Below are 11,746 nucleotides of genomic sequence, written 5' to 3' on the forward strand. Positions count from 1 at the left end.
GCCTGCTCGGCGCTGAGCGCTGGAGTTTTAGGGGGCGGTAAAAGACAAAGCCCCGTATCCTTTTGGATACGGGGCTTTGTGGTGTAAGAGCCTGACGATGACCTACTTTCACAGACGTACGTCCACTATCATCGGCGCAAAGGCGTTTCACGGTCCTGTTCGGGATGGGAAGGAGTGGGGCCACCTTGCTATGGTCGTCAAGCGTAACGGGTTGCGCTGCGGTCGGTTGGACAGCAGCGCCAATTCGGAAGAAGCGTTGGCCGTCGCGTTGGCGACGACACCAGTATTCGTGTGTTCTGCGTTGCGGGTGTTGTGGATTGCACGGCACGCGCTACAACCATCAGGGTTATAGGATCAAGCCGCACGGGCAATTAGTACTGGTTAGCTCAACGCATTACTGCGCTTACACACCCAGCCTATCAACGTCCTGGTCTCGAACGACCCTTCAGGGGGCTCAAGGCCCCGGGATACCTTATCTTTAGACGAGTTTCCCGCTTAGATGCCTTCAGCGGTTATCTCTTCCGTACATAGCTACCCGGCAATGCCATTGGCATGACAACCGGTACACCAGAGGTACGTCCACTCCGGTCCTCTCGTACTAGGAGCAGGCTCCATCAAGTATCCAACGCCCACGGCAGATAGGGACCAAACTGTCTCACGACGTTTTAAACCCAGCTCACGTACCACTTTAAATGGCGAACAGCCATACCCTTGGGACCGGCTACAGCCCCAGGATGTGATGAGCCGACATCGAGGTGCCAAACACCGCCGTCGATATGAACTCTTGGGCGGTATCAGCCTGTTATCCCCAGAGTACCTTTTATCCGTTGAGCGATGGCCCTTCCATTCAGAACCACCGGATCACTATGTCCTGCTTTCGCACCTGTTCGACTTGTCAGTCTCACAGTTAAGCACGCTTATGCCATTGCACTATCAGCACGATTTCCGACCGTACCTAGCGTACCTTCGAACTCCTCCGTTACACTTTGGGAGGAGACCGCCCCAGTCAAACTGCCCACCATACACTGTCCCCGATCCGGATAACGGACCTAGGTTAGAACCGCAAACAAGCCAGGGTGGTATTTCAAGGTTGGCTCCACGCGATCTGGCGACCACGCTTCAACGCCTCCCACCTATCCTACACAAGCCGATTCACAATCCAATGTAAAGCTACAGTAAAGGTTCATGGGGTCTTTCCGTCTAGCCGCGGGTAGATTGCATCATCACAAACATTTCAACTTCGCTGAGTCTCGGGAGGAGACAGTGTGGCCATCGTTACGCCATTCGTGCAGGTCGGAACTTACCCGACAAGGAATTTCGCTACCTTAGGACCGTTATAGTTACGGCCGCCGTTTACCGGGGCTTCGATCAAGAGCTTGCACCCCATCACTTAACCTTCCGGCACCGGGCAGGCGTCACACCCTATACGTCCACTTTCGTGTTTGCAGAGTGCTGTGTTTTTATTAAACAGTCGCAGCCACCGATTCTCTGAGACCCCTTCACGCTAAGCACGCAGGTGCTTCACGCTACAAGGGCATACCTTATCCCGAAGTTACGGTATCAATTTGCCGAGTTCCTTCTCCCGAGTTCTCTCAAGCGCCTTAGAATACTCATCCCGTCCACCTGTGTCGGTTTGCGGTACGGTCTCGTACAGCTGAAGCTTAGAGGCTTTTCTTGGAACCACTTCCAGTCACTTCGCGAGACATGCTCGCTCGATCCATACCCTTGAATTACGCGCCCGGATTTGCCTGAAGCGCCATCTTCGATACAGAAACAGGGACATCCAACACCCTGATGACATTCCGCGATCCGTCCCCCCATCGCACTGTACGACGGTGCTGGAATATTAACCAGCTTCCCATCAGCTACGCATCTCTGCCTCGCCTTAGGGGCCGACTCACCCTGCGCCGATGAACGTTGCGCAGGAAACCTTGGACTTACGGCGAGAGGGCTTTTCACCCTCTTTATCGCTACTCATGTCAGCATTCGCACTTCTGATACCTCCAGCAGCCTTTACAAGCCACCTTCGCAGGCTTACAGAACGCTCCCCTACCGCGTGCACAAAGTGCACACCCGCAGCTTCGGTATATTGCTTAGCCCCGTTACATCTTCCGCGCAGGACGACTCGATCAGTGAGCTATTACGCTTTCTTTAAAAGATGGCTGCTTCTAAGCCAACTTCCTGACTGTCTGTGCCTTCCCACTTCGTTTCCCACTTAGCAATATTTGGGGACCTTAGCTGGCGGTCTGGGTTGTTTCCCTCTTGAGTCCGGACGTTAGCACCCGGTGCTCTGTCTCCCAAGCTGGACTTGCAGGTATTCGGAGTTTGCCATGGTTTGGTAAGTCGCCATGACCCCCTAGCCATAACAGTGCTCTACCCCCTGCAGTCATACTTGAGGCACTACCTAAATAGTTTTCGGGGAGAACCAGCTATTTCCAGGCTTGTTTAGCCTTTCACCCCTATCCACAGCTCATCCCCTAACTTTTCAACGTTAGTGGGTTCGGTCCTCCAGCACGTGTTACCGTGCCTTCAACCTGGCCATGGATAGATCGCCTGGTTTCGGGTCTACACCCAGCGACTGAACGCCCTATTCGGACTCGCTTTCGCTACGCCTTCCCTATCCGGTTAAGCTTGCCACTGAATGTAAGTCGCTGACCCATTATACAAAAGGTACGCAGTCACCCCACAAGGAGGCTCCTACTGTTTGTATGCATACGGTTTCAGGATCTATTTCACTCCCCTTCCGGGGTTCTTTTCGCCTTTCCCTCACGGTACTGGTTCACTATCGGTCGATCACGAGTATTTAGCCTTGGAGGATGGTCCCCCCATCTTCAGACAGGATTTCACGTGTCCCGCCCTACTTGTCGCATGCCTAGTTCCACCTCGATGATTTCGTCTACAGGGCTATCACCTGCTATGGCCGGAGTTTCCAATCCGTTCGACTATCAAAGAAGCTAAATCATGCAGGCTGTTCCGATTTCGCTCGCCACTACTTTCGGAATCTCGGTTGATTTCTTTTCCTCGGGGTACTTAGATGTTTCAGTTCTCCCGGTTCGCCTCCGCTGGCCTATGTATTCAGCCAGGGATACACCCGAAGGTGTGGGTTTCCCCATTCGGACATCTGCGGATCAAAGCTTGTTTGCCAGCTCCCCGCAGCTTTTCGCAGGCTACAACGTCCTTCATCGCCTGTGATCGCCAAGGCATCCACCGTATGCACTTAGTCGCTTGATCCTATAACCATGATGGCTATAGTGACCTGAGTATTCGCGCTTGTGCCGTTCGTCGGTCTGAGTAAACATGCCTTTCGACATGCCTTGAGACTTCTCGAACTATGTATGCAATCACAACCCGTCATATTCAACGCTGCGCAAGATCGAACTTGCCGCGTGAACACACGTTACTTGTTGTTGCTTCTTCCAAATTGTTAAAGAACAGCCGTCGGGCACTAACCCAACCGTCAATGCACCAGGTCTTACCCCATGCACTCACGCTTGGACTCTGCCGTCGCGTTGTCATATTCAGGTTGCAGAATCACCAGTCAATGGTGGAGGTGAACGGGATCGAACCGATGACCCCCTGCTTGCAAAGCAGGTGCTCTCCCAGCTGAGCTACACCCCCAGATCACGCCATCATCGCCATGAACCGCTTGGGTACTTCGTGGTGGGTCTGGTTGGATTCGAACCAACGACCCCCGCCTTATCAAGACGGTGCTCTAACCGACTGAGCTACAGACCCGTCGTACCGCCAGGATCTGCGCCATCCAGGCCACCGGAGTAAGGATAAACTCCATGCACCCGATGCCTCGATCCTACAACCTGATAACTAACAACCGATAAGAGTGGACGCTTGCGCGATTTGGCGCTTGCTCTGAAAGGAGGTGATCCAGCCGCACCTTCCGATACGGCTACCTTGTTACGACTTCACCCCAGTCATGAATCTCACCGTGGTAAGCGCCCTCCTTGCGGTTAGGCTACCTACTTCTGGTGAAACCCACTCCCATGGTGTGACGGGCGGTGTGTACAAGACCCGGGAACGTATTCACCGCGACATGCTGATCCGCGATTACTAGCGATTCCGACTTCATGCAGTCGAGTTGCAGACTGCAATCCGGACTACGATCGGGTTTCTGGGATTGGCTCCCCCTCGCGGGTTGGCGACCCTCTGTCCCGACCATTGTATGACGTGTGAAGCCCTACGCATAAGGGCCATGAGGACTTGACGTCATCCCCACCTTCCTCCGGTTTGTCACCGGCAGTCTCATTAGAGTGCCCTTTCGTAGCAACTAATGACAAGGGTTGCGCTCGTTGCGGGACTTAACCCAACATCTCACGACACGAGCTGACGACAGCCATGCAGCACCTGTGTTCCGGTTCTCTTTCGAGCACTCCCAGATCTCTCTAGGATTCCAGACATGTCAAGCGTAGGTAAGGTTTTTCGCGTTGCATCGAATTAATCCACATCATCCACCGCTTGTGCGGGTCCCCGTCAATTCCTTTGAGTTTTAATCTTGCGACCGTACTCCCCAGGCGGTCAACTTCACGCGTTAGCTGCGCTACTAAGTCCCGAAGAACCCAACAGCTAGTTGACATCGTTTAGGGCGTGGACTACCAGGGTATCTAATCCTGTTTGCTCCCCACGCTTTCGTGCCTGAGCGTCAGTGTTATCCCAGGAGGCTGCCTTCGCCATCGGTGTTCCTCCGCATATCTACGCATTTCACTGCTACACGCGGAATTCCACCTCCCTCTGACACACTCTAGCCCGGTAGTTAAAAATGCAGTTCCAAAGTTGAGCTCTGGGATTTCACATCTTTCTTTCCGAACCGCCTGCGCACGCTTTACGCCCAGTAATTCCGATTAACGCTTGCACCCTACGTATTACCGCGGCTGCTGGCACGTAGTTAGCCGGTGCTTATTCTGCAGGTACCGTCATCCGGTCAGGGTATTAATCCGACCGATTTCTTTCCTGCCAAAAGTGCTTTACAACCCGAAGGCCTTCATCGCACACGCGGAATGGCTGGATCAGGGTTTCCCCCATTGTCCAAAATTCCCCACTGCTGCCTCCCGTAGGAGTCTGGGCCGTGTCTCAGTCCCAGTGTGGCTGGTCGTCCTCTCAAACCAGCTACGGATCGTCGCCTTGGTAGGCCTTTACCCTACCAACTAGCTAATCCGACATCGGCCGCTCCAATAGTGAGAGGTCTTGCGATCCCCCCCTTTCCCCCGTAGGGCGTATGCGGTATTAGCTACGCTTTCGCGTAGTTATCCCCCGCTACTGGGCACGTTCCGATGCATTACTCACCCGTTCGCCACTCGCCACCAGACCGAAGTCCGTGCTGCCGTTCGACTTGCATGTGTAAGGCATTCCGCTAGCGTTCAATCTGAGCCAGGATCAAACTCTTCAGTTCAATCTCTGATAAATTTCCGTACTGTTTAGGTACGTCGCTCGCTCAAAGGAAGACAAGTTGGATTCGAAAATCCGTCCTGACTTCTTTCGGTATGAGCACTTGATTCGTTCGCATCACTTCCCGTCCGAAGACCAGAAGTGAATCGCGCCGCTTCACCAAGCGCCCACACTTATCGGCTGTTATATTGTTAAAGAGCGGTACCGCCAAAATTCTGTACTGCGCACTGCTTTGCTGCTATTCTCTACCCTGATTCGCTGCATCGCTGCGGCGTCGTCATCAGCAGAGAAACGAGATTATGAAGAAGTTTTTTTCGTTTGTCAAGCCAGCGTTTCGTCAGACTCAATCGCTCACTCGACAACTTCTTCACGCCTCGGTTTGCTGAACACTCTCTCGCGAGAACCCTCACCAAACCGCTCGCCGCGCCCTTCCGGGCACTTGCCTCACCCGCCGTTTCGCGTCGCATTCAGCGATCAACGTGTCAGCAGCGAAGCCCTGAACTATAACACAGCTTTTAACGCTGTGTGCAAGAAGTTTTTTACCGGAAGATTCTCATCCCACCGCGCTCGCCCCAACCCGCAGAACCAGCAAACTTCCCGCCCCGCCCCTCACTCCGGCTGTCTACCAGCGCCGCGCCGCTCTTTCGAACAACGCCTGAGAAGCGAAGCCTTGAACTATAACACAACGGTCATCGTCGTGTGCAAGCTGTTTTTCAACACCCCGCCTCAGGACACCCAGCCCGGAAAAACCCCGCCCAGCGCCTAAGCACCCGACCAAGACCCTTCCCAAACCGCCTCGCCGCCTTGAACCCGGCTGTCTACCGGGCCGCCCACCGCATCTACCGGCAAACCCGATCGATGTAACGTTGCGTGAGCAGCGAAGACAGAAACTATAGCACGGAAAAAATCTTCCGTGCAAGCGACGCTCCGCATTTGGCTGCGACGTGCCACTTCTCGTCTCGTTGAGGCGCCGCCCCCCAATAAGGGAGCGCATCGGGATGCTTCATTTGCCCAGCAACATCGCCAACCCGAACAATGCCCCCAAGCCTCCGACCAAGGCCAGCGAGAGTGACGGCTCGCGCAGATTCAGCGCCATGATGGCGGCCCCGACGCCCAAGGCGGTGATCACCGCACCGATGGCGCGAGCACTCATGGAACCGTAGAAGTAGGTCCGGCGCGCGGTTTGCGTACCGGCGGGCTGCCGCTTCTGCCAGGCCTGGAACGCGGCCTGGAATTCGCGCAGCAAGCGCTCGCGGTTCGACAGGTCCACGGGGCTCACGAGCAGCGTGGGACGGCCCGGGCGGACCAGTTTGAGGAAATCGTCGGTGCCCCAGCTCGTCAGGTCGGCAAAGGCGACCGGCGCACGGCGCGAGAACGCCAGGCCGTCAGGCGTCACCTTGACCCGGTCGCGGGTGGGAAAGCCCTTGAAGGCCACGACGGGCGGCACCAGCAGCCCGATCAAGGCCACCACGACGGCCAGGCCCAGCGGACCGCGGTTGAACACCACGAGCATGAAGCTCCCGGCAGCCAGCGCGAAGGCCAACGGCACCGCGAGCTGATGCCAGCGGGTATAGACCGACGCCGGGATGCCTTCATTGCTGTTCATGCCTGGACCTTCGTCAACGATGTTGCGCTCGAACGGGCTGCGTCGTTCCGCGCCACCCTCTTCCATACGGATGCGGGCATACGGTCATGCCCGGGCGCCTGGACATCAGACATTCTTGTCTCCCGGCGGCGCACCCGTCTTCCTGATCTGGTCGAGCTTCGCCTGCGGCAAGCCGGCAACTTCCCGGGCAAAGTCGCCCGGCGCGCGCCCCGACCGCTCCAACATCGCCTTTACCTGCGCATCCGAATCGAAGTCGGACGCCACCGTGAAATACAACAGCATGTACTGGCGCAGGTCCTGCCCGTCTTCGATGCGGTACTTCGTCCAGGCGGACTTCAGCACCTTGGCCGTGACGCGCAACAGTTCGGCGTTGCTGCGGTAGTCGCCCAACGACGCGCGATGATCTCGCCACAGCCAATCCACGGTATCCACGATGGGGATCCGCGTCTGGCCCAGCAGCTTGCGACTCAGCGCCATTTCCATGTGCTCATCGGGATAGATGTGCAGCTCCAGGTACAACGGGCCGTCTCCCGGCGGGATCTGCGTCGCCGGGAAACTGACGGCGCCATGCCGGTCGAAGAACAGGGAATCGGCTTTGCCGTCATGCAGATGCTTGCGCAGCAACTCTCCATCGACGCCGCGCCATTCGACGGCGAACTCCGTGCCCTTGAGCGTAAAGCAGCACGTGACCGAACCTTCGCCGCCGCCCGGGCTGACCTGCATGGTCGAAGCGGCAGCGCCTTGCTCGTCCTTGACGTTGATGGACTGGATATTCCACGGCGTGTAGTTGTACGCAATGAAGCCGACGCCCCGGTAGGCGGGTTCGCTGTTGCAGCCCGCCAGCATGCCCAACCACATCAGTGCGGCGATCAGCCCGTTACGCATGCTTGATTCTCGAGTCATCCCGATTCATACAGCCTCTCCCGGCGGCGGCATAGTGGATTTCGTACAGTGGTGCGAGCCATCGCGTTAACAACACCTAGATGTGCATGCCGCCATCGGCGAGAAGCACGTTGCCGGTGGTGAAGCTGCTGGCGTCGCTGGCCAGAAAGACCACGGCGCTGGCGACCTCTTGCGGGGTGCCATGCCGTCCGAGGGGGGATCTTACTGTCCAATAGTGCTGTGGCGTCCTCGCCGACGATTCCGCTGAGCCGGCGTTCGATGTCCGCCTGGAACGCGTTGGCGATCGGGCCCGGGGCCAGGACGTTCACGCGGATGCCCCTGGGCCCGCCTTCCTTGGCGGCCACCCGCATCAGGCCGATGATGGCGTGTTTGGATGTCGCGTAGGCGCAGATGCCCGGGTCGGCCGTGACGCCGACGACGCTCGCGTTGAGGATGATGCTGCCGCCTGTGCTCATCGCGGCCATGGCGTGCTTGCAGGCCAGGTAGCAGCCCCGCACGTTGACGGCCATCACCTGGTCGAACACCGCGTCCGGGTATTCGGTGATCGGGGCGATCTGTCCGTTGATGCCCGCGTTGGCGAACATCACGTCCAGCCGGCCCCAGCGCGCCAGGGTGTCGGCCACGTAGCCTGCCGCCGTGTCGGCCGCAGCCACGTCGCCGGCGTAGGTGGCCAGGCGTTCGGAGCCGGCGTCCAGTTCGGCGCATGCGCGCGCGAGCGCGGCCGCCTCGCGATCGACGAGCATCACCCGCGCGCCCGCGGCGAGCAAGGCGCGCACGCTGGCCAGCCCCAGGCTGCCGGCCGCGCCGGTGACGATCGCGACCTTGTCCTGCAATGCATTCACATCCGTCTCCTTTGCGCGTCTACGCTCTTCGATCGTCCAACGGTCGTTGGGGCCGTCATGCCATGGTCTCGCCCTGGGGCCAGCGCGGCCCCCACCAGGGTTCGCCGCGGGGCAGGACGCGCTTCTTGGGTATCAGCCCGTGCACGCCCTTCACACCGTCGACGATCTGCGTCAGGGAAAAGTCGACCGCCAGGCTGCAATAGGCATAGGCATGCGCGGTGGGCAGGCCCGCAAACGCCTGCAGCGCGCCGACGGCCTGGGCCACGGCCATGCGCGCGGCTTCGTCCAGGTCTTCATGCAGGCCGAGCACGAGATAGTCGTCGCGCGTCTCGGCCAGGGGCCAGGCCTGCGGGCACTGCTTGTGCAGAATGAACTGGAACCGCCCCTGCATCGAAGTCTCCAGCGCGGTGAGGTCGACTTCGCCGTCGCCCTGGGCCGCATGGCCATCGCCCACGAAGAACAAGGCGCCCGCCACCTGCACCGGCAGGTACAGGCGGGCGCCGGCGGTGAGCCAGCGCAGATCCAGGTTGCCGCCGAAGGCGCCGGGCGGAATCGAGGACACCCGCGTGCGCGGGGCCACGCCCATGATGCCCATGAAGGGCGCCAGCGGAATCTCGATGTCGCCCAGTTCGGGCGCGAAGTGCGCCACGCCGCGCACCATGTCGAAGTGCATGACGTGGGTCCAGGGCGCGTCGAGCAGGTCCGGCAACGAGCCTGCGCCCGGGCGCGTGAAGTTGACGCCATAGTGCGGGGCGCGCGGCGCCACGCCGAGCACGCGGACTTCGAGCACGTCGCCCGGCTCGGCGCCGTCCACGTGGATCGGGCCGGTCAGCACGTGCGGGCCCGGGCCTTTCTCCAGGACGGGCAGGATGTCGACGATTTCCCGCGCCGCGCCGACGATGGGCAGCGCATGCGTCTGGAAGAAGGCCTGTGGGTCTCGGGGGTCCACGCCCATGGGGCTGATGGTGTCGATCTCGACGGTGTCGCCGCTGGCGATGCGCAACGCCGGCGCGACGTCCGGGCTCAGGTAGCCCCAGACGGTCGTGTGCGCCGTGCATGGCAGATGATGATGTCGATGTTGCAGAACCGTCATGAGCACTCCTGTGGACAGACGCTGCCCGCTCACGCGGACTGCGCGGGGGCAGCCACGCCGAGGTAGGCGCGCTGTACGGCGGGGTCGAGCGCGAGGTCCGCCGCGGCGCCCTGCCCGACGATGGCGCCATTTTCGACGGCCTTGCGATCCACGCCGCCGGTACGCTCGATCGCCTGCTGCAGGATCTGCAGGGTGGCGTAGGTGACGACGCTGCCGTTGTAGTCGGCTTGCCGGTCGAACATCTTCTCGTGGCGCTCGCGGTAGTCCGCGATGCTCGGCACGTCGGGGCTCATGCCGCCCAGCCCGAGCACGCCTTCGGTGTTCTGGCCGAAGCGGTCCTTGAAGACCGGGAAGACCGTGCCGATGGCGGTGTAGAAGACCTTGGGGTTGAAGCCGATTGCCTGCGCCTGGTCGTTCAGCGCCAGGGTGTCGGGCGGATAGCTGAAGGCCAGAAAGGCGTCGGGCTCGCGCCGCCGCACTTCGTTCAGGATGTTCTGTAGGTCCTGCGAGCCAAGCGGATAGCTCTGGTCGTAGACCACGTCGAACTTCTCCTCGGCGAGCGCGGTACGTGCCGCCTTGGCCAGCTCCACGCCGAACTGGTCGGCCACGTTGACCATCGCGACCTTGCTCGCGATCCTGCCCTCGTCGCGCAGGCGCTTGAGCACGTTCACCACGCCGTGCGCGTAGTCCGAGGACGTGAGCGTGAACGCGAACAGATTGGGCCAGCGCTCCTGCAGTTGCGGGATGCGGTCCGAGATCATGGTCGTGGTGAGATGTGGGTAGCCATGGCGATCGAGCACCGGACCGACCGCGAGGTTCATGGCCGTGCCCCAGGGCGGCAGGATGAAATCGACCTTGTCCTGATTGATGAGGCGCTCGACGGCGCGCACCGCCTCCTCCGAGCTGCTGCGATCGTCGTATTCGAAGAACTTGACCGGCACCCGCTTGCCGTCGATCTCGATGCCGCCCACTTCTTCCAGCTCGGCGGCCCACATCTGATAGTTGGGCAGGACCGTCGTGCTGGCGCCGCCCGCGTACGGGCCGGTCTTGGAAATGGCGTAGCCGATGCGGATCTCGCCCGGCGCGGCCGCGAGCGCGGCGCTGGCCACCATCATTGCGCCCAGCGCGGCGGCAAATGGTTTGATTTCAAACAATCTCATGGAAGTCTCCTCCTGGCAGCATTGGCACTGTCGTTGTGGCTCGGCTTTCTTTTTTCGTCGGACGGGCTGGTGCGCCGCAGCGCTACCTCAGCCCGAAGCGCCTCGCCATGGGTGCCCCCATGCCGCATCGAGCGCGTGTCTCCATTCAACTGCTGATTGTTCGGGCCAGTATATCAACGCGTACGCGTTGTCGACACAGAGATTGCACGCATCGCGAGACTCAGGCCGCGTCCAGCAGACGCCGGTACACGGCCAGATCGTGCATGCTGAAGCAGCAGAAGGTGCAGGCCACCGGATAGCGGCCCACGGCATCCCGAACGGTGGCGACGGCGATGCGCGCGGCATCCTCGAGAGGATAGCCATAGACGCCGGTGCTGATCGACGGGAACGCGATGCTGCGCACGTCGTGCTCGGCAGCGAGCACGAGCGCATGCGCGTAGCAGCCGGCCAGCAGGTCTGCCTCGCCGTGTCCGCCGCCGCGCCAGACCGGGCCGACCGCGTGGATGACGTAGCGCGCGGGCAGCTCGAAGCCGGGCGTGATGCGCGCCTGCCCGGTGGGGCAGCCGCCCAGGCGGCGGCACGCCTGCAGAAGCTGCGGGCCGGCGGCACGGTGGATCGCGCCGTCCACACCGCCGCCGCCGCGCAACGCCGTATTGGCCGCGTTGACGATGGCGTCGCAGGCCAGCGTCGTGATATCGGCCTGGACGGCGCGCAGCGTGCTCATGGACCGGCCCTCCAGGGCCTG

General features: G+C 60.2%; 6 protein-coding genes, 2 tRNA genes and 3 rRNA genes. All 11 read right to left on the bottom strand.

The features are described from left to right. Positions 1-89: 89 nt before the first annotated feature. Positions 90-202: ribosomal RNA gene (gene rrf, locus FOZ76_RS23595) — 5S ribosomal RNA — on the bottom strand. Between the two features lie 148 nt (positions 203-350). Then, positions 351-3,231: ribosomal RNA gene (locus tag FOZ76_RS23600) — 23S ribosomal RNA — on the bottom strand. A gap of 311 nt (positions 3,232-3,542) precedes the next feature. Continuing rightward, a tRNA-Ala gene (locus FOZ76_RS23605) sits at positions 3,543-3,618 on the bottom strand. A gap of 40 nt (positions 3,619-3,658) precedes the next feature. Further along, positions 3,659-3,735 (bottom strand) — tRNA-Ile (locus FOZ76_RS23610). Between the two features lie 135 nt (positions 3,736-3,870). Further along, positions 3,871-5,401, bottom strand: a 16S ribosomal RNA gene (locus FOZ76_RS23615). The 16S, 23S and 5S rRNA genes sit together here with 2 tRNA genes alongside, the layout of an rRNA operon. Positions 5,402-6,400: 999 nt before the next feature. Then, the gene (locus FOZ76_RS23620) at positions 6,401-7,003 is read right to left on the bottom strand and encodes a hypothetical protein (RefSeq protein WP_143950757.1); all 603 of its coding nucleotides are present in this window, start codon (positions 7,001-7,003) and stop codon (positions 6,401-6,403) included. Between the two features lie 105 nt (positions 7,004-7,108). Next, positions 7,109-7,888, bottom strand: coding sequence for a DUF3304 domain-containing protein (locus tag FOZ76_RS23625; RefSeq protein WP_143950758.1), 780 nt, complete (start codon positions 7,886-7,888; stop codon positions 7,109-7,111). 14 nt (positions 7,889-7,902) lie between these two features. Beyond that, positions 7,903-8,739, bottom strand: coding sequence for an SDR family NAD(P)-dependent oxidoreductase (locus FOZ76_RS23630; RefSeq protein WP_211366457.1), 837 nt, complete (start codon positions 8,737-8,739; stop codon positions 7,903-7,905). Between the two features lie 64 nt (positions 8,740-8,803). Beyond that, positions 8,804-9,841: an acetamidase/formamidase family protein gene (locus FOZ76_RS23635; protein ID WP_143950759.1), complete on the bottom strand. Its 1,038-nt coding sequence runs from the start codon at positions 9,839-9,841 to the stop codon at positions 8,804-8,806. A 29-nt stretch (positions 9,842-9,870) separates the two neighbouring features. Continuing rightward, a complete protein-coding gene (locus tag FOZ76_RS23640) occupies positions 9,871-11,001 on the bottom strand; it encodes an amino acid ABC transporter substrate-binding protein (protein ID WP_143950760.1) in 1,131 nt (376 codons plus the stop codon). A 220-nt stretch (positions 11,002-11,221) separates the two neighbouring features. Continuing rightward, positions 11,222-11,725 carry an O-acetyl-ADP-ribose deacetylase gene (locus FOZ76_RS23645; RefSeq protein ID WP_143950761.1) on the bottom strand — a complete coding sequence of 168 codons (504 nt, stop codon included), beginning with the start codon at positions 11,723-11,725 and terminating at the stop codon, positions 11,222-11,224. Positions 11,726-11,746: the final 21 nt, after the last annotated feature.

This window comes from Verticiella sediminum (assembly GCF_007558815.1).
Classification (GTDB): Bacteria; Pseudomonadota; Gammaproteobacteria; order Burkholderiales; family Burkholderiaceae_B; genus Verticiella; species Verticiella sediminum.

Bases quoted from the DNA above. Each gene is read 5' to 3' on its own strand.
- FOZ76_RS23640 (WP_143950760.1), bottom strand. From the start codon at position 11,001: ATGAGATTGTTTGAAATCAAACCATTTGCCGCCGCGCTGGGCGCAATG.
- FOZ76_RS23635 (WP_143950759.1), bottom strand. From the start codon at position 9,841: ATGACGGTTCTGCAACATCGACATCATCATCTGCCATGCACGGCGCAC.
- FOZ76_RS23645 (WP_143950761.1), bottom strand. From the start codon at position 11,725: ATGAGCACGCTGCGCGCCGTCCAGGCCGATATCACGACGCTGGCCTGC.
- FOZ76_RS23625 (WP_143950758.1), bottom strand. From the start codon at position 7,888: ATGCGTAACGGGCTGATCGCCGCACTGATGTGGTTGGGCATGCTGGCG.
- FOZ76_RS23620 (WP_143950757.1), bottom strand. From the start codon at position 7,003: ATGAACAGCAATGAAGGCATCCCGGCGTCGGTCTATACCCGCTGGCAT.